Annotated in this window: 17 protein-coding genes; 7 read left to right on the forward strand and 10 right to left on the reverse strand. The window is 44.5% G+C overall.

Annotated features, from left to right (window positions below; translation table 11 throughout):
* The 8 genes from JHD69_RS15615 to JHD69_RS15650 form a co-directional block, all read right to left on the reverse strand.
* Positions 1-466 (reverse strand): FkbM family methyltransferase (locus JHD69_RS15615; RefSeq protein WP_199141282.1); only part of this gene is annotated, 466 nt, incomplete at its 3' end.
* Positions 463-1,782 carry a flippase gene (locus JHD69_RS15620; RefSeq protein ID WP_199141283.1) on the reverse strand — a complete coding sequence of 440 codons (1,320 nt, stop codon included), beginning with the start codon at positions 1,780-1,782 and terminating at the stop codon, positions 463-465. The genes JHD69_RS15620 and JHD69_RS15615, both read right to left, overlap by 4 nt.
* Positions 1,783-1,821: 39 nt before the next feature.
* Complete coding sequence (locus tag JHD69_RS15625) at positions 1,822-2,346, reverse strand: DinB family protein (protein ID WP_199141284.1); 525 nt, start codon at positions 2,344-2,346, stop codon at positions 1,822-1,824.
* A 15-nt stretch (positions 2,347-2,361) separates the two neighbouring features.
* Positions 2,362-3,357 carry a DUF4476 domain-containing protein gene (locus JHD69_RS15630; RefSeq protein ID WP_199141285.1) on the reverse strand — a complete coding sequence of 332 codons (996 nt, stop codon included), beginning with the start codon at positions 3,355-3,357 and terminating at the stop codon, positions 2,362-2,364.
* 63 nt (positions 3,358-3,420) lie between these two features.
* A complete protein-coding gene (locus tag JHD69_RS15635; RefSeq protein ID WP_199141286.1) occupies positions 3,421-4,119 on the reverse strand; it encodes a YjjG family noncanonical pyrimidine nucleotidase in 699 nt (232 codons plus the stop codon).
* A 69-nt stretch (positions 4,120-4,188) separates the two neighbouring features.
* Positions 4,189-4,506, reverse strand: coding sequence for a low molecular weight protein tyrosine phosphatase family protein (locus tag JHD69_RS15640; protein ID WP_199141287.1), 318 nt, complete (start codon positions 4,504-4,506; stop codon positions 4,189-4,191).
* Positions 4,507-4,518: 12 nt separating this feature from the next.
* A complete protein-coding gene (gene upp / locus JHD69_RS15645; RefSeq protein WP_199141288.1) occupies positions 4,519-5,163 on the reverse strand; it encodes a uracil phosphoribosyltransferase in 645 nt (214 codons plus the stop codon).
* 151 nt (positions 5,164-5,314) lie between these two features.
* The gene (locus JHD69_RS15650) at positions 5,315-6,634 is read right to left on the reverse strand and encodes a polysaccharide deacetylase family protein (protein ID WP_199141289.1); all 1,320 of its coding nucleotides are present in this window, start codon (positions 6,632-6,634) and stop codon (positions 5,315-5,317) included.
* A gap of 405 nt (positions 6,635-7,039) precedes the next feature.
* Here JHD69_RS15650 and JHD69_RS15655 point away from each other — a divergent pair, with 405 nt between their 5' ends.
* Entirely contained in the window at positions 7,040-9,475 is a 2,436-nt protein-coding gene (locus JHD69_RS15655; RefSeq protein WP_199141290.1) for an outer membrane beta-barrel protein, read from the forward strand.
* A gap of 70 nt (positions 9,476-9,545) precedes the next feature.
* Here the strand turns inward: JHD69_RS15655 and JHD69_RS15660 are convergent, their stop codons facing one another.
* The gene (locus JHD69_RS15660; protein WP_233165960.1) at positions 9,546-10,025 is read right to left on the reverse strand and encodes a DUF6702 family protein; all 480 of its coding nucleotides are present in this window, start codon (positions 10,023-10,025) and stop codon (positions 9,546-9,548) included.
* A gap of 126 nt (positions 10,026-10,151) precedes the next feature.
* Between JHD69_RS15660 and JHD69_RS15665 the strand changes: the two genes are divergently transcribed.
* From JHD69_RS15665 to JHD69_RS15690, 6 genes are all read left to right on the forward strand, one after another.
* The gene (locus JHD69_RS15665) at positions 10,152-10,736 is read left to right on the forward strand and encodes a HupE/UreJ family protein (RefSeq protein WP_199141292.1); all 585 of its coding nucleotides are present in this window, start codon (positions 10,152-10,154) and stop codon (positions 10,734-10,736) included.
* Between the two features lie 11 nt (positions 10,737-10,747).
* A complete protein-coding gene (locus tag JHD69_RS15670; protein ID WP_199141293.1) occupies positions 10,748-13,156 on the forward strand; it encodes a M1 family metallopeptidase in 2,409 nt (802 codons plus the stop codon).
* A 646-nt stretch (positions 13,157-13,802) separates the two neighbouring features.
* Positions 13,803-15,842: an excinuclease ABC subunit UvrB gene (uvrB, locus tag JHD69_RS15675; protein WP_199141294.1), complete on the forward strand. Its 2,040-nt coding sequence runs from the start codon at positions 13,803-13,805 to the stop codon at positions 15,840-15,842.
* 96 nt (positions 15,843-15,938) lie between these two features.
* Positions 15,939-17,225 (forward strand): DUF3472 domain-containing protein, encoded by a 1,287-nt coding sequence (locus tag JHD69_RS15680; RefSeq protein ID WP_199141295.1) that lies wholly within the window; start codon positions 15,939-15,941, stop codon positions 17,223-17,225.
* A 90-nt stretch (positions 17,226-17,315) separates the two neighbouring features.
* Positions 17,316-17,513, forward strand: coding sequence for a YwbE family protein (locus JHD69_RS15685; protein ID WP_199141296.1), 198 nt, complete (start codon positions 17,316-17,318; stop codon positions 17,511-17,513).
* Between the two features lie 174 nt (positions 17,514-17,687).
* Positions 17,688-17,948 carry a DUF4834 family protein gene (locus JHD69_RS15690; RefSeq protein WP_199141297.1) on the forward strand — a complete coding sequence of 87 codons (261 nt, stop codon included), beginning with the start codon at positions 17,688-17,690 and terminating at the stop codon, positions 17,946-17,948.
* Between the two features lie 91 nt (positions 17,949-18,039).
* Here JHD69_RS15690 and JHD69_RS15695 read toward each other — a convergent pair whose 3' ends face one another.
* A complete protein-coding gene (locus JHD69_RS15695) occupies positions 18,040-18,975 on the reverse strand; it encodes a TIGR01777 family oxidoreductase (protein WP_199141298.1) in 936 nt (311 codons plus the stop codon).
* Positions 18,976-19,331: the final 356 nt, after the last annotated feature.

The following is a 19,331-nucleotide window of genomic DNA, read 5'->3' on the forward strand; positions in this document are numbered from 1 at the left end:
CGTTTATACTGAATTTGCAGCAGTTTACTCGATCTCTGCCATCCACAATAATGACATCAAATTTTTCACCCAATAAACCTGCCTTCTGACTGTATTCGCCACCTTTTTCTAAATTGGTGAAGATCATTTCCGAATTTGGCGCTTTTTCTTGGACAATATGTTGATACCAAGCTTCATCATGTTCTACAGAAACCACTTTTTTAACCCTATCTGCATAAAAGAGGGTAGAGTTTCCAGAGCCGTATTCGAAAATGGTTAGATCTTTATTCAAGCGAGTTTTAATAAAGTCTATAAAAGAATAAGTAACCCAAGGCAAGGGGCGCCCTTGGGCATCAACTGCCTGATGACTATCGAAAGCTTTGAACCATCCAATAGAGGCTAAATAGCCTTTATGGCCATAAGATAAAAGTGCATTAAGCCTATGTGGCTTACTAATAAGGGCGGCGAGTGCTTTAAGTTTGCTCAACGTTTAAGTATTTTTTGAAATGCAGACACCAAAAATAGTGATTTTAACATCATGATTCCCTGCTTACGAGTTTTGGGAATCAATAAAAGATAAAACGTTGATACCATGCAGGCAATTAACGTGGCTATTGAAGCACCCACACCAGCATATTTTGGGATAAGCCACAGATTCAGCAGGATATTTATGACTGCCCCTGTTGCAGTCCTGTAGAAAGAAATTTTTGTATACCCTTCCGCCAAAAGATATTGGGAGCTGGCAACGCCAAGGAAAACAAATAGGCCAGACCAGATATGGATGGAGAGCATTGTACCAGCGCCTTCAAATTTATTTGCAAAAATAATATGTATGATAAAGTTTGCAAAGAAACTAATAAAGACAGCTACCGGCAAACTGATATAAACAAGTAGATCGTAAAGATTGCCCAAGCGCTTTTCGTAGCGTAGCAAATCGGTTTTACGTGCGTTGATAATGGCTGGAAAAACAGAGGTGATAATAGCGGTCGGAATAAAGAACCAGGCCTCGCTTAGACTGGCAGCAGCACTATAAATCCCAACTGCCTTGCTACTTACTTGCTTTAACATTAAGGCATCTATTTTCATATAAACGGATACCATAACCGCAGAGAGTATCAAAGGGAAAGATTGGTGCAGTAGCTCAGTAGCTCTCGCTTTATTAAAAGTCCAGTTGAAAATGCTTAAACCTTTATTTTTGTAGATGAAAATTAGCCCCACGGCCAAGATAAAAGCATCGAATACATAGGCCATCACAATATAAACGAGTGGGAGGCCGTATGACACAACGAGGACTTTAATCACCGCCGAAATAACAAGACAAATATTTTGCACGTGCACTACGTATTTGGATTGTACCTGCGATTGGAAATAGGAATCGATTACATTGAAAGATTTAAGTAGTGACGTAAGAGTTAAAAGGGCAACAAGAAGTATCAGCGTCTCGCCAGGGTTTTTTGAAAAATGTTGGTATAACAGGTAGATTCCCAGGGTAATGGGTATAAGCAAAAAATTTACAACCAACCGTAACCAAAGGGCCGTGCCTAGAATTTCATCTCTTTTTGCGGGTTCATGGATAATGGCTCTGATAATAAACGAATCTAGTCCTAAAGCTCCAACGGCACCAGTAATAGTAACCAATGCCAAGGCAAAACTCAGATCACCAAACAAGTCGGGGCCTAAATAACGCGTAATTATAAAACTGGCCAGTAGGCTTAATAGCTTGCCGAACATTAACCAGCCAGTATTTTTTAGATACTTGTTAAATGCTTGCTCATCAAAACCTTTAATGGCCGGTAGTTTCATAAACGCAAAGATGTGAAAATATTTGGGCTATCTTCAAAATTATGCATGTTGCAAAAAGTTGCGTTCAATGCGCTTCAGCTGTTTCAAATGATGGTTGAGGTGTATTTCGATAAACCTCAACCATTGCCTGGCGTTTAAATAGCCCAATCGGGGGTGCTTGGTCTTGATTTTGGGATTGGCACCATCAACCTGCGGATAAAGCTTAGCCAGCTGCAATTCAAAATCGGTGATGAACTGCTGGGCATTGGCCAAGCTGATCTTTTTTACCCTATCGGCCATGCGTTTGGGCACCTTGTATCTTTTTCCGGGTGGCAGCTGGCCAAAAAACAGCACCAGCTTTACGCCTAGGGCCGTAGGCTTGTTTTCGCCTTCGTTTCTGATGCAGTTGTTCATGGCGATCAAAGAAAGCAAGCTGGCGTCGAAAATATGCGAATATACCTCGCTATAGCTCCAGCCACCCATGGGCGGGGCTAACTGAAAATGGTCTTCCCTAAATGTGTGCAGCTTTTGCTGGTAGGCATTGGCTATATGGTTGATGGAACGGTGTACCCGGGCTAAATTCATATTTTAATTTAAGCTTTATTGCTGACGCTTCAAAAAATCGAGCAAAGCATCTTGATTGCTTTTAAAAGTAAAAACGTCTTTTAGGGTAAAATAGCGTTGTGGATCTGCAATATAAGGATAAGCCAGCTTGGCGCAGGCCAAGGCCTTGTCTTCAAAGGCATAAAGCTTAAGCAGTTCGGCAAGCTGCGCCGTACTTAGCGCCGAGTTCTGGAAAGTTGCCTGCAGCAGCTTGGTCTTGCTGTCGTCAAAGCTCTCGCGTTTGACCTGGTTTCTTAATTGTTCGAAGGTAACGGCATCCATTCCTCTGGCTTGTCGCGACGAAGGGTTGTTTTTGATGAAGTTCAGAAAATCGTCTTTGGTGCTCATGAAGCTAAACGAGTTGGCCAAAGAAAAATATTGCTGCGGATCGGCGATTAAGGCCCATAGGCTTTTGGCTAGGCTTAATTTCTTGTCATCGGTGGTAAAACCCTGCAGCAAAGTAGCCACCTGGTCGGTATAAAGTCGGTTGTTGTTGGCATAAACTAAAATCACATTCATTTTGCCATCGTCAAAAGCTTCTTTTTTTACCATGGTCAATAAGCTTTCGAAATTGTTGGAATTGGTATTGCCAGGTCTGGCTGGTGGCACGATGCCCGTGTTGTAGGCGCCTGCATAATCGTCGAAATCATCTAAGGCGTATTGCCTGTTTCTGTAAAGGTTCAATGCCTTAACTTGTTTTAGTCCTTGCCTAATGGAGTAGCTGAATACGATACGTTCATCTGGTCTAACGCTAATCCTGGCGCTGTATATTTTCTTGTTGCCCTGTACAATAGACAGGGTTGGAGAAGCATTGTAAACATCATAAAACCTAAAACGGCCGTTTGTAGAGCCTACAAATTCATTGTCGAGGTAAACGGTAAAAGTGCCCCTGTCTTCAACTTCAATAAAAACTTCGGCTTTGGTGCGGTTGCCTTGGGCAAAGGCCAGCTGTGCACTCCAAAGTGCCAGGGCCAATAAGATGATCTTCTTCATTTGTTTCAGTTTTGTGTGTGTAAAGTTCAGTTCAAAGATTAAACCGAAAACTGTTAAGAAATGTTAAAAATGTTCCAATAGCTCTTCCAGGTGGGCAATCTCCCATTCTACGTCGGCAGGTCTGCTTATTTTTAGCGGATTGAAAAAGATGGCCTTCAATCCAAAAGCCTGGGCGCCGCGGATATCGGCCTCTAGGCTGTCACCAATCATGATGCTTTCCTCTTTTTGTGCTCCAGCTTTTTGCAGTGCATGCTCAAAAATGGCTTGGTTGGGCTTGTTTACACCCACATCTTCAGAAATAATAACCTGTGTAAAATAAGGGTTCAGTCCCGAAAGCTCCATTTTGGTTAAGGTGGTTTCCTTAAAGCCGTTCGAAATGATGTGCAACTGATATTTGCTTTGCAGGTAAGCCAGCACTTTGTTGGCACCGTCGAAAAGATTGGTCTTGGTCGGACTGATCCTGACATAGTCGTCTTCAAACTGCAAAGGAACAGCCTCTGGTTTAACGCCAAGTTCCAAGAAGGTCGACCTGAAACGTTCTTCGCGCAGGGTTTCCTTGGTTATCTGGCCCAAATGGTACTGTGCCCAAAGGCGATGGTTGTTTTCGGTATAGCGGTCAATAAATTCCTGTGCCGAATGAAGACCCAGCGCCCTGAGCTGATACACCTCGTAAAGCTCCAGCAAGGTTTCTTGGGCATTGCGGTCAAAATCCCAAATGGTATGGTCAAGGTCGAAGAAAATATGCTTAATCGGTAATTGCACAGTCGTAAAATTTTGAAGGTTTGAAAACGGAATGTTACGATGGCAAAGGTAGGATAAAGCAATCGGCTATTAAAGGTAAGGAGCTACTTTTGTTTCGAGGGTCGCTATCAGTTCCTCATCCATGTAAGTGTATTCGTCGGCAATATCGAGTACCACGACGGACTTGCCGCTCAATTCGGCTTCGAAATTTTCGAACAGCCTTTGCCGATGCCTCTTTTCCATTACAAAAATCAAATCGGCCCAGTTGATGTGTTTGTAATTGACCTTAACTCTGGCACTCTGTGCCGTACCCGCCGATCTAACCTGATGTACAGGGTGGTTTTGGTAAATGGTTTCGGCAGTAGCGCTGCGCCATTTGTTGCGGCTGCAAACAAAAAGGATATTCATTCGATAAAAGACTTAGCTTTTGATGCCATAAGCCAGGTCGCCGGCATCGCCAAGGCCCGGAACGATGTAAGATTTGCTGGTCATTTCGTCGTCTATGGCGCCAACCCATAAATCGGCCTTTGGCAAGTTGGCACGTACGTGCTTAACGCCTTCGGTGCTGGCAATGGCCGCAATGATATGCAGTTTCCGGATTTGATAACGATTGATGAGCTCTTTGGCGCAAAGTACCATGCTCAGACCCGTAGCCAACATCGGATCAGCCAAAATCACAACTTTGTCTTCCAGGTCGGGCGCAGAAATATGTTCCATTTGGATAATGAAATCGCCACTCTTTTTGGTTTTGCGATAGGCCGTGATGAAAGCGCAATCGGCGCGATCGAAAACGCTTAAAAGGCCGTGTTGCATAGGCAAGCCGGCCCTTAAAATGGTGGCCAATACAGGTTGGCTTTTTAAAACTGTGCTCTTGGCAATGCCCAACGGAGTTTGGGTTTGCACTTCCTGATAAGTCAAGGTTTTGCTGATCTCGTAAGCAAAAAAAGCGCCCAAGCGTTCGAGGTTTTTCCGAAAGCGCATCGAATCTTTCTGGACTTGCTCGTCGCGGAGTTCGGCAATAAAAGTATTGGCAATAGAATGAGTTTTGCTCAGGTCGAAAATCATAGGGTAAATATACCAAATTGCAATTTGATTGTTGAATGGTTAGGATGTTTAATTGCGAGGTAGGGAGAAACAGGTTGAACCCATTAAGACATGAAGAAGATTATGCATACAAGAGGCTTGTTTCATAATTTTAGTGTTGCAGCCTATAGTCCTAAATTCTTTCATGTTGGCTTGCTTGTTCCAGCAGATGCTCATAAACGGCCTTCCAGCCTTTCCAAGGCCGGGTATCCGATAGCGATTCGTTGTGCCAAAGGCTCGAAAAAGTGCCGTCTACCAGCCTGATGTTCGCAATAAGCTCGTCTATTTGTGCCATGGCTTGCTGCGGTCTGAGTTTGAGGTACTGCTGCAGGGTGACATCCATTAAAGCAAAAGGATGGATTTTAAGGTGTGTTTGTTTCTCCAGTTGCAGGTCGTACCAAAAAAATGAGGTGCAGGTGCCTGCCCTAAAGCCCACTTGCGAGGGATAGCCCATCGAATAGTCGTGGTTGATGCCAGCCTTGATCAATTGGAGATAGGTTTGGGGCAAATGCACCTTGATAAAATGCTGACGCGACGAATCTATCCGTTGCCTGCTGATTTGCTCCAGGTTTTGCAGCTCTTCGCTGATCTTATGCGTTTCGGTGTTGGAAGCATAAGAAGGATGCAGGCCAATGCTGGCGTATTGTGCAGTTTCGAGAATCAGGCTTTTAAATACTTCTTCGTTAGGGTCCAGGTTGCTATCGAAGGAGTTGTTGTTGGATTTGGCCAGCAGAAAAAAGAAAACCGGACTTAAGCCGTATTCGGAATGGATTTGCTTCAAATAGTCGTAAGTATCGAACGGGTCGTTATGGCCAAGGCCAGTTTTGATGATCGATAGCATTTTGTCGGTTTTCAGTTGCTGGGCAGCCTTCAAAAACCGGATGGTATTTTTTAATAAACCACTCGAACGGAAATGATAGGCACGATCTACATCGATAGTCGGAACAAAGCTGAACTTCCGTTTGACAAAAATAAGCGAAGGAAACTTTTTGAGCAGGATGTTTTTCAGCAGCAGTGCCCAGTTGTCGATAACCGGAACAGCCAGTAACCCAAGTTGATACTGCAGGCTTAGCTCGGCGCGGAAACGGCCATGCTCATCGGCTTCGAAAGGCAAATACTCTTCGTATCTGCTCAAAAAGTAGAAAGAAGCAGCAAAAACATCAAAAGGCAAAGTACTGTTGGCCACTGCAAATGGCACCTGCCTATCACCAAATGCGGTCAGTTCAATATCGATAGGCGTAATGGCATGTTGGTTAAGCAGGGGAGCGCTGGCAAAGAAAAGCTCATCGGCCAAAGGGGCGTCCGCATAACTGATTTTGGGCTGTGTACTTGCCAAAAAATCATGGGCAATGCCCGTAAATTCAAAATCGCAACCCAAAATCTCCCTAAAAATAAAGTTAAATGTGTATTTGATGCGGGGAGTAACCTTCGGACAGTAGATTAACAATTGCATAGTAGGGAGGATTATAACTGTTAAGATAACAATTTCAAAGAAACAATGGAAGTCGCAAATAGTTAGGAAGATAAATTTCCGGTTGCCACCGACTAATGGTTTTCCTTGAAATTTCGTTCCCCAAAAACCATGATTTTTATTTTTATTCTTGTGCACCGCTTGACTGCATGGCGATGGGGCTAACCTTTGAAAAGCCTTTCCTGTTAATTTAGAAGGTGGTTTTTTTGATTTTTTTAACAATGATTGAGCCGTTTATGGTGATTTTAGCCTAATAGATACTAATCGATTAGTTTTGTTATTAATTAATTAGTATTATCTTCGTCTTGTTGTTTGTCCATTTCGGCAGGCGCCGCTTTTTTTTGACACCATTCGTCTATAAGCCAAATAACCAACCAGATTAAAAAAATGAAAAAAACAAAAACATGTCCGCTATACCCATTAACTACGAATTTTTTCGTAATCATGATGCTGCTCTCTTTTTTTGGATCGATAGCTAAAGCCCAGGTAAAACCCAGATTGCAGGGCCTGGTTAAAGATAGTACCAGTCAAGAGCTGTTGTCTTTTGTAACCATCAGCCTTTTGAAGAACGATTCTGCAAAAACGGTTGTTGCCAGTGCATTATCCGATTCGACCGGCCGATTTGTGCTTCAGGCAGATTCGGGTACCTATCTCTTGTCGTTCAACTTGTTTGGCTACCACAAACTGGTCAAGTCTATTAAAGTTGGCCAAAACGCACAGGATCATTTGCCGCTATATGTATTGCAACCCATGTCTAATCAGCTGAAACAAGTGCTGATCACTGGCCGGAAGCAATTGATTAGCCAAGACAAAGACAAGTTGGTTTACAACGTAGAGCAAGACGTGGCGGCCAAAGGCGAAAACCTGACCGAAATATTCAGGAAAATACCCATGCTGAGTGTTGATGGCGAAGGCAACGTGCAATTGAACGGACAAACCAATTACAAGGTGTTGCTCAATGGCCGTGAAACTGCCATGTTTGCGGCAAATACCAAAGATGCTTTGCGAGGTTTTCCAGGAGTGGTGGTTTCAAAAATTGAGGTCATTACCAATCCATCGGCCAAATACGATGCCGAGGGTGTTGGCGGCCTTATCAATATCATTACCAAAAAAGGAATTATGGGCTACAATGGTTTTTTCAGCGCCTATTACTCCAATCTCAATTACCAAACCAGTACTAACCTCAGCGCGCGCTCAGGCAAGTTTGCCATTACGGGTACGTACTTTTTAAGTGGCAACCACAATAACAAAGCAGACGTAACCAGTTTAACCCTGCCTTTGCAGCCATCGGTATATCAAAGCAGGTTCTTGGAAGGCGAGCGGACCACCAATCGCTTTTCGAACGACGGAAATCTGGAGATGAGCTATAACATCGATACCCTGCAGACCATCGTGGCCTATGCCAACGTTGGCGGAGGCCATAACAAAAGCAGGTTTGCCCAAAACATTACAACTGAATTTGCCAATGCTACTCCGCAACATGATTTTTTTACCCAGCATATCAGAAATAACATTCCGTCTTTTGGGGTAGGGAGCGATTTCATTAAAAAATTTAAAGGAAACGCCAATAGAGAGCTCAGTTTCAGGTTTAACGGACAGTTCAGTAAAAATGATGGATTAAATACCAGTCTCATGGCCATGGCCAATGGTAACCTGTTCAGGCAGAATGATAGCTACTCCAAAAACAGGGAATACACTTTGCAAAGCGACTATATCGAGCCCCTAACCCAATCGACAAGGTTGGAAATGGGCGCCAAATTCATTTTTAGGGATGCCAATGCAACGTACCAGAGCCTGAGCCGAACCAACGAAAACGATCCTTTTCAGCCCGATTATTCCAATTCGAATAGCTTTGCCTACAAACAGCAAGTGTATAGTGGCTACGGCTCGTTGTCGTTTAGCTTGAACAAGCTTAATTTCAGAACGGGGCTGCGCCTTGAGCATACGACCGTTGATGGCGATTTTTTTAGTTCGAATACCAACGTCAAGCAAAACTATACTTCGCTCATTCCAGATTTTTCGATGAATACCAAATTGAGTGATAAGTATACGATGGTATTTGGCTATACCAAACGCTTGCAACGCCCTTATATCAATGCACTTAATCCCTTTGTCAATAACAACGATCCACTAAATATCTCTTTTGGCAATCCCAACCTCAGTGCACAAACCATCCATTCGCTGTCGCTTCAAAACCGCTTGCTGCTGGGGCCAGTTTTCATGTCGTTGATCCTCAATGCATCCTATACCGGCAATATGATTGTGCAATACACTACTTTTAACGAGGTAAACGGCATAAGCACTACACAGTATGGTAATTTGGGCAAAAACCGAGAGGTAAGTGCAACTTTTACGTTTGCCGCCAATCTCCAAAAACTGAGAAGTGGCTTCGGTGGAACCGTCCGCTATAACAAAATCGAGAACACCGCCATGCCAACGCAGCAAGAGCAGGGCTTTAGCGGACAGATTTATGGATTTTTCTCCTATAGCTTTTATAAATCCTTCTTTTTAAGTGGCAATGGTGGCGTGAGCAGGTCGGCTTATGCCTTGATGAACACCGTCAATGCTTTTCCTTATTACCAGGTAAATATTGGTGCCGAGTTGTTTGATAAAAAACTGACCGCTTCCATCAATTTCAATCGCTTTTTCAAGAAGTGGTTTACCGCAAATGCGTATACCGAAGATGCGAATTTCCGTACAGCATCTACGACCACAACACCTTATCGGGTCATTTATATGGGTTTTACTTACAATTTTGGCAAGCTGAAAGAAAACCTCTCGAAGAAAAAAGGCGTAACCAACGATGATTTGATCAATAACTAGGGCAGGTTGATGGTCCTCAATCCATAGTTGATAGTTTATTGTCCATGGACTATGGACAATTGGCCATTCGCTAAAAACTCACGCTCAGCTCGCGGTTGGGGTAATTGGTACGCGTACTTTTTCTAATCCCGCCTTTTTCTACATGCAGAATGCTCATCTGGTCATCGAAAAGGTCGTAGAGGATGCTGTTGTTTACGGTTAGGGTATTCAAAGCACTAACGTTGTCGATTTCCAGGTACACGTTGGTGGCTTCGTTGTCTTTTTCAAAGCCTACGTAACTGGCTTTTGCCGCTTTGCCATTTAAAAGGTATTGCAGGTGAAGGTTCATATATTTCTTAACGAGCTCGTCCATGGCTTTATGCATGGCTGGCTTTGAAAGATCGGTTTTGGCTTTGAACTGTTGCGCCAATACGTTTTCAAAATCGTCGGTAAAAATGCGGCAGGTTATTTCCAGGCTTTTCTCTTTCGCGTTGAAATTAATCTCGGTGGTGCTCACGTGCAAAGGGTGTTTGTTGCTCTTTTTCAGCCCAGCCGGAAGAAAAAAGAACAAAACAAGTAACAATTTTGAATAGAAGGCCTGCATTTGCAACAATGTTTCGTTTAAATAATAAAAAGAATCTAATTTAGACTCTGAAACAAAGTTAACAGCTCTTTTGAATAAACCTCTAACATTCTAATGCCTTTAGCCGATTTTCTGTTTTATTTTAAGCTGGGCTGGTCCCATATCGTAAGTCTTGATGCACTAGACCATCAGCTTTTTATTTTGGCCCTGGTGGCGGTTTATACGGCCCGCAACCTTAAGCAGGTGCTGATTTTGGTGACTGCATTTACCATAGGCCATTCGCTTACCCTCTTGCTCAGTGTGTTGGATGTGGTCAGGTTTTCGAGCAAATGGGTAGAGTTTCTTATTCCATGCACCATTTTTGTTACCGCTTTGAGCAATCTCTTTAAAAAAGATTTTTCTGCCAAGGCAGTCCATACAAATTATTATCTTGCACTGTTCTTTGGCTTGATCCACGGCATGGGCTTTGCCAATTCGGTACGGATGATGTTGGCCAAAGATCAGAATATGGGTTGGGGCTTGTTTGGCTTTAACCTGGGTTTGGAAGTAGGGCAGGTGTTTTTTGTAGTGATTATTTTGGCCTTGACCTGGTTCGCGTTGTCTTTTTTGAAGATCAAGCGCAGGGAATGGGTTATATTTTTATCGGCAGCCGTATTTAGCCTGGCTTTACAAATGGCTTTAGAAAGAATTCCTAACTAAACTATAGAAGAATGAACAAATTTTACAAGATCTTCTTTTCAGTGGCGCTCCTAGGCCAAACGGCTTTTGCCCAAAACATCTTGAACAATCCGGGTAGCAACCATGGCAACAAGTTCGAGCAATTGGGCACCATTTTAAATACGCCTAACGAGCAGCGTACCGCGAGCGGCGCGCCTGGCGTAAAGTATTGGCAGCAACGCGCCGATTACAACATCAAGTGCGAACTGGACGAGAAAAAGCTGACCTTAACCGGTAGCGAAACCATTACTTACCACAACAATTCGCCCGATGTGCTGACCTATATCTGGATCCAGCTAGACGAGAACGAACATAACAATTTGCGCAATGCCAATTACCAGAGCAGCACCAGAATGCCTGCAGGTACTTCGAATGTGCAGCTGGAAAAAATGACCACGCCAACAACTCCGGTTGATAATGGCTATGGCATTTCTATTGCCAAGATTACCGATGCTACAGGTAAAAAATTAAATTATACCATCAACAAAACCATGATGCGTATCGAAATCCCAGCTTTAAAGTCGGGTCAGCAATATGTATTTAATATTGATTGGAAATATAAAATAACCGATCGTATCGCAGGTGGCGGCCGTGGCGGCTACGAGTTCTTTCCGGAAGATGGCAATTACTTGTTCACCATGACCCAGTGGTACCCACGCCTGTGCGTGTACAGCGATTTTCAGGGCTGGCAAAACCACCAATTTACCGGAAGGGGAGAATTTGCCCTGACTTTTGGTGATTTTAAAGTACAAATGACTGTTCCGTCTGATCACATTGTGGGTGGTACCGGCGAGTGTATCAACTACAGTGCGGTGCTTAGCCCAACCCAGTTGGCCAGGTACAACAAAGCCAAAAGCAGCACCACTGCTCCTGTAGAAGTAGTGACCCTGGCCGAGGCCAAAGCCGCTGAATCCAAAAAATCAGAAGCCAAAAAAACTTGGGTTTTCCAGGCCAACAATGTTCGCGATTTTGCCTGGACAGCTTCCCGTAAATTTGTTTGGGATGCCATGGCACAGCCAATTGCCGGCCGAAATGTAATGTGTATGAGCTTTTATGGCAAAGAGGCCTATGGTTTGTACAGCAAGTTCTCTACCAGAGCAGTAGCTCATACCATTAAAACCTATTCAGATTTTACCATTCCTTATCCATACCCGGTGGCACAAAGCGTTGAAGCAGCCAATGGCATGGAATACCCGATGATTTGTTTCAACTATGGCCGTACCGATGCCGATGGAACCTATAGCGAAAGCACCAAGAACGGTATGTTGGGCGTAGTGATACATGAGGTTGGACATAACTTCTTCCCGATGATCGTAAACAGCGATGAACGCCAATGGACTTGGATGGACGAAGGGCTGAACTCGTTTGTAGAATACCTCACCGAAGAACTTTGGGATAATAAATTTCCGAGCAAAAAAGGTCCGGCCTATACCATCGTGCCTTACATGAAGCTGCCAAAAGATCAATTGGAGCCAATCATGTCCAATTCGGAAAATATCGTCAACTTTGGTCCAAATGCCTACTCTAAACCGGCAACGGCATTAAACATCCTGCGCGAAACCATTATGGGCCGTGAGCTGTTCGATTACGCTTTCAAAGAATATTCGAGAAGATGGGCATTCAAGCATCCTACGCCTGCCGATTTATTCAGGACGATGGAAGATGCCAGTGGCGAAGACTTGGATTGGTTTTGGAGGGGCTGGTTCTTTGGCACCGATGCCTGCGATATCTCGTTGGATAGCGTAAGGTATGCCAAAGCCGATTATCCAAATGGAAATACACCTGCAGGTGGCCGCATGATGGGTGCCAACAGAGGCAACAGGATAGAAAAACCAGCAGTGAATACTTTCGAAGATATTTCTAAGATCAGAAACCGTGAAGACAGCAAAATCAAGTTTTATACCGATAAGGATTTGGCGGCCAGAGATTTTTATTGGAAATACGACAGGGGTTTGGTAGAAATTGATACCACCTTGGCACCTAAAGCTACGCAACCTGCCCGTTTGCCAATGGAAGAATTTACGGCCGAAGAAAAAGCGAAGTATGCCAACAAGTTCTTCTATGAACTGAATTTTGGCAACAAAGGGGGCTTGGTAATGCCGATTATCGTAGAGTTTACCTTTAAGGATGGCTCTAAGTTTGTAGACAGGATACCGGCACAAATTTGGCGTTTAAACGAGCAAAAAGCTTCTAAATTCTATGTTTATGATAAAGAAGTAGCTTCGATTAAACTGGATCCGATGCGCGAAACCGCAGACATTGACGAAAGCAACAACACCTGGGGCTCGGGTGCACAACCCTCAAAATTCCAGTTGTTTAAGGTAAGATCCGCCAATGCGGCGCCAGCCAGAGGACAATCGGTTGGCTCAAACCCGATGCAGCTCGAAAAGAAAAGCAAATAATTGCATTTAGCAAGGAGTAAAAGGCTGTACAGAGAAATTTGTACAGCCTTTTTTATGGCGCTGAACCATTAAGGAATTAAGAGTGATGAAGATGTGTTCTGGCTATAGCTTTGTAGTTTGCTAACTGAAAACTGCCAACTCCATTCCATCTTTCCGCCTTACCCGGTTGAACCATTAAGGCATTAAGAAAATTAAGGGGTTTCAAAAAGTTGCCAGTAAAGCCGGTTTTTTAAAAAAGAGGTGTAATTCGAGCAATATTGCATTTAGTGGCGGCGTTATCTCAGGCCCAGGCAATGACCCTTAAATTACTTTTTCCCGACCTTGTCCTTTGTGGCAGCGCGGCATGGGCCTCCGTACAAACGTTAAAGCAAAGGGCGCAGTCGGCGACTTTTCCTCCATTTTGGTCGCTCAAAATGGAGAACCAATGCATTATGACCCCATCGTTGAGCTTTGGTCTTTGACTTTGGTAGGTTTACCATTAAGGAATTAAGAGTGATGAAGATGTGTTCTGGCTATGGCTTTGTGGTTTGATAACTGCAAACGGCTAATTGTGAACTGCCAACCGAAAACCGCAAACTGTCAACTTCATTCCATCTTTAAGTTTTGGTCTTTCGGCTTTAACCTTTATCTAGTATCTTTACTTACAATGAAGTTTAAACTCATCTCAGATTATAAGCCCACCGGCGATCAGCCAGAGGCTATCAAACAATTGGTAGAAGGCGTCAATGCGGCCGAGCATTACCAAACTTTGCTGGGCGTAACCGGATCGGGCAAAACCTTTACCGTAGCCAATGTCATTGAACAGACCCAAAAGCCAACCCTGATCCTGAGCCACAACAAAACCTTGGCGGCCCAGCTTTATGGCGAGTTTAAGCAGTTCTTTCCCGAGAATGCGGTTAACTACTTTGTGTCTTACTACGATTACTATCAGCCAGAGGCTTACATGCCTACGACCAATACTTATATCGAGAAAGATTTAAGCATCAACGAAGAAATCGAGAAGCTGCGTTTGCGTACCACTTCGGCATTGATGTCGGGCAGGAGGGATGTGATTGTGGTTTCCTCCATCTCGTGCATCTATGGTATGGGAAATCCCGAAGATTTCTCGCGGTCGGTTTTCCGTTTCGGCGTGGGCACCAGAATTAGCCGCAATTCCTTTTTGCATAGTTTGGTCGAGATTTTATACGCCCGTACCATCAACGATTTTAAACGGGGTACATTTAGGGTAAAAGGCGATACCGTAGATATCTTTCCTGCTTATTTGGATAACGCCTATCGCATTTCATTCTTTGGCGACGATATTGAAGAACTGTCTATCATCGACCCCGTTACCGGAAAAACGCTGGAAAAGCTAGAAGACATGGCCATTTATCCGGCCAATCTTTTCGTTACGCCAAAAGACAGGTTCAATGCTTCGATTTGGGGCATTCAGGAAGAACTGGAAGTACGTAAAAACCAGTTGCTGGCCGATAGGCAGCTGCTCGAGGCCAAGCGATTGGAGGAAAGGGTAAATTTCGATATCGAAATGATGAAAGAGCTGGGCTATTGTTCCGGAATCGAAAACTATTCGAGGTTTTTCGACGGCCGTTCGCCGGGCATGAGACCCTTCTGTTTGCTGGATTATTTCCCAGACGATTACCTGATGGTGATTGATGAGAGCCACGTAACCGTACCACAGATCCGCGCCATGTATGGTGGCGACCGTTCGCGCAAAATGTCGCTGGTAGAATATGGCTTCCGCCTGCCTTCGGCCTTAGACAACCGCCCGCTTAACTTCGACGAATTTGAGCGCCTGGCGCCACAAACCATTTATGTAAGTGCTACACCTGCAGATTACGAGCTCCAAAAATCCGATGGCGTGGTGATTGAACAAGTGATTAGGCCTACCGGCTTGCTAGACCCGGTTATTGAAGTAAGGCCAGCCATTAATCAGGTAGACGACCTGTTGGACGAGATTGACAAAACCATTAAAATGGGCGATCGAGTTTTGGTAACCACACTTACCAAGCGGATGGCCGAAGAACTCACCAAATACATGGACAGGCTGAACATCAAATGCCGCTACATCCACTCTGAAGTGAAAACACTGGAGCGGGTAGAGATTTTGAGAGGCTTGCGTTTGGGCGAATTTGATGTGTTGGTGGGCATCAACCTGTTGCGCGAAGGCCTGGACTTGCCAGAAGTAAGCCTGGTAGCCATTTTGGATGCCGATAAGGAAGGCTTCTTGCGTTCAGACCGGGCTTTGATCCAAACGATTGGCCGTGCCGCGCGTAACGACCGTGGCCGTGTAATCATGTATGCAGACAGCGTGACTGAATCGATGGAACGGACTATCGAAGAAACTAACCGCAGACGAGAAAAACAGGTCAACTACAACCTGGCGAATGGCATTGTCCCGAAAACAGTAGGCAAAACTAAAAAAGAAATCATGGAACAAGGCTCTATTCTCAGCATGTCGGCCCAAGGCAACGAACGCGCCAAAGCCTATGTTGAAGTAGATGAGGTGAGCGTAGCTGCCGATCCGATTGTACAATACATGACCAAGCCCGAAATGCAAAAAGCCATAGACAAAACCCGGAAAGACATGCAGAAAGCGGCAAAAGACATGGATTTCTTGCTGGCGGCCCGCCTGCGCGACGAAATGTTCGCCTTGGAAAAAGTCTTTGAAGAGCGGTTTTCGAAATAGCATGCTGTTGCCAGCACAATCGTTTGAGTAACTTTTTAATAGAAGTGCTTGGGAGTTAAAGTTTTCTGTTAAAATTGCAGTTATCAATCTACTGCTATGAAAACATTCAAATCATCAATCCTATTGGGCTTACTCGCGCTGGTCTCTTTAAATTTAGCCGCACAGGAAGTCAGCGTGCCATTGGGTGGCAACGTGTACAGCGCTAACAAATCAGAAAGAAGAGGCAGCATTACCAACAATGGTATCGAGCGCTGGACCAACCCATCCGATATTTTTACGGTCTATTTTCGCGTAGGACAACCGGGAACCTTAGCGGTAGCTTTGGGCGAAGTGAAGACCGAAGGCAAGGCTACCTTGGAATTTACCGTTAACAAATCAAGCAAAACGGTAGACCTCGAAGCCGATAATGCCAGCAACAAAAAGGTTGGCGAATGGAAGATCAAGGATACGGGCTATGTGGCCATCCAAATTAAAGGCTTGAGCAAAAATGGCAACGAGTTCCCAGCCATCAAGAACCTGCTGCTGAGTGGAACGGCAACAGTTGGAAATGTTGTTTACGTAAAAGGAAACGAAGACGGATTGTTCCATTTTGGCCGTCGTGGCCCATCAACCCATTTGAACTACGAACAGCCTAAAGGCGTAGATGCAGAGTGGTTTTATAACGAAGTAACCATTCCGGTAGGTGAAGACAAGATGGGGAGCTATTTTATGGCTAATGGCTTTGGCGAAGGCTATTTTGGCATGCAAGTTAACTCGCCAACAGAGCGCCACATCCTGTTTTCGGTGTGGAGCCCATTCACCACCGATAACCCGAAGGAAATTCCCGAAAGCCACAAAATCAAGCTGATTAAAAAGGGCGAAGGTGTGCATGGTGGCGAATTTGGCGGCGAAGGCAGCGGCGGGCAAAGCTACCTCAATTACCTTTGGAAAGCCGGAAATACCTATAAATTTCTGTTGCGGGTTAGGCCGGTGGCCGATAATTACTCGGAATACACTGCTTACTTTTTTGCGCCCGAACTTAACAAATGGCAGTTGATTGCCTGCTTCCAGCGCCCGCAAACACAAACCTATGCCAAGCGACTGTATTCGTTCCTCGAGAACTTTTCGCCAAACATGGGCGATGTGACCAGAACCGGTACTTACGGCAACCAATGGGTGTGCGATACCCAAGGCAACTGGATAGAAATAGACAAAGCCATGTTCAGCATTGATGCAACCGGACGCAAGAACTATCGCAAGGATTACCAAGGAGGTATCCATCCAAATGGGAACTTTTATTTAAAGATAGATGGTTTCTTTAATGATTTTACGCCCTACAAAACCATGCTGACCCGAAAAAAAACAAATAGGAAGCCCGAAATCGATTTCAGTAAACTGCCTTGATAAAGAATTTGCGAGTTTAAGCCACTTAGCCTAATTTTGAATGGCCATACAGCTATTTGTTAGGGAAACAGGCAATGGGCCATTTTAAGTATGCAAGGACAAAACAGAAAAGACATCTATCCGGGTTTGGAAGTAGGCATCATCCTGAAAAAAGACCAACGAAACGGCACCGTAACCTATGGCTTTGTGAAGAATATATTAACCTCGGCGGCTTTCCATTCGAGAGGGATCAAAGTCAGGCTGGATGACGGACAGGTTGGTCGGGTGGTGGAGATTATTGAAGAATAGCCGATAAGACTGTTTGCAAACAATTGCAGTTGCCAATTGTAATTAAAGTGTAACTATCTTTTTGAAAAGTAACAAAAAAACGCTTGCCTCGTCTATATTTGTGTTTAAGGGTTGGTTAAAATTGTCGCAATGGCAATGATCAGCTTTTGTTTTTGAATTTTAGATTAGATAAAAATGGGTTTGTTAAAATTCCTCTTCATAGCCATCCTCATCCTTTGGATCATTCGCATATTGGTTCGGATGATATTTCCAGTAATGGTCAGAAAAGCCTTCGGAACTATGCCAGGCCAAGGCGATTATGGGCAACAACAACAGCAACAAAGATCAAGAAGACCTGAGGGGTCTATCAGCATAGACTATATGCCTAACAAGAAAGACAAAAAAGGCAACGCCGATAAACTGGGCGATTTCGTAGACTTTGAAGAAGTAAAATAGTTTCCGGATTGCTGCACCCCAATGCCCCTACTACTTAGGTGTCTGAGGTGGTGAAAAATTCAGTGCCTGATTACCAGTTTTCAACTCATGGCTAACTAATCTTTGCCTGGGCCATCAAATCCGTGATTGCCAGATCGGCAGCTGGATATTGGAATTTAAAACCATGGGCTAGCAAAAGGCTAGGCAAAACCCATCTGCTTTTTAAAATCAGCTCGGTTTCGGTTCCAATGAGCCAAGCACCTATGCCTAACATCCAGGTTGAACTAGGCAAGCCCAACGGAATGCCATAAGCTTTTCTTATCAACCTCATCAATTCATGGTTTTTAATAGGGTTTGGAGCCGTACAATTTACTATTCCCTTGATATCATTATGTGTTAATATCCATTCCGTACTCAAGGCAACATCCTGTTCGTGTATCCAACTCACATATTGCTGGCCATTACCTTGCTTCCCGCCCAAGCCAAACTTAACCAAATTCAAAAGCCTTGGAAAAACACCATCGGCCCGACCCAAAACAATGCCCATGCGCAGAGCGACTTTTCTGGTGCCCGGTAGGGAAGTTTCAAAAAAACCGGCTTCCCACTTTTTGCAGACATCGACAGAAAAACCGTAACCTATTTCGCCATTAATTTCGTCTTGTGCACAATCTTCAGCATGGCGATAAATAGTAGCAGAAGTAATATTGATCCACACTTTTGGCGGATTCTCCATGCGCTCGACAACCCAATTCAATAATCGAGTAGGCGTAACACGCGAGCTGATAATTTCCTTTTGGTTTTTAGGAGTATACCTGCAGTTGACGTTTTTGCCGCAAAGGTTGACCAACAAATCTGCATGTTCCAGGTTCTGCGCCCAAGCTCCTTCGCTTTTGCCATCCCAAACTACGGTTCTGATGTTTGCCTGTTTGGTTTTGGGCTTTCTGGCCAATATAATGACCTCTTCTGTTAAACTGCTGTAGTGCCTGGCCAGAACTTGACCCAAATAGCCACTGCCACCGGCAAGTACAATTTTTTTATACTTTTTCATTGTCAATTAGATTAAAATCCAAACCAAAACAGCGAATCGATAAATAGCCCAAGTGATGCTGAGGGTAAGCCCTAAGTCTAGGATTCGTCCTCTTCTCAAATGTTCCAAAAACATGACTCCAGCCACTCCTAAAAAGTAACAGACACAAATTAGGGCATCAACAGAAACAAAGCGATCTATTAGAAGTCTGTCTCTTATACACATCTCCGAGCCCACGAGACAGTACTCATGATCGCGTATGCCGTCTTCTGCTTGAAAAGGGGGGGGGGGGGGGGGGGGGGGGGGGGGGGGGGGGGGGGGGGGGGGGGGGGGGGGGGGGGGGGGGGGGGGGGGGGGGGGGGGGGGGGGGGGGGGGG

Source organism: Pedobacter sp. ASV12 (genome assembly GCF_016429155.1).
Classification (GTDB): Bacteria; Bacteroidota; Bacteroidia; order Sphingobacteriales; family Sphingobacteriaceae; genus Pedobacter.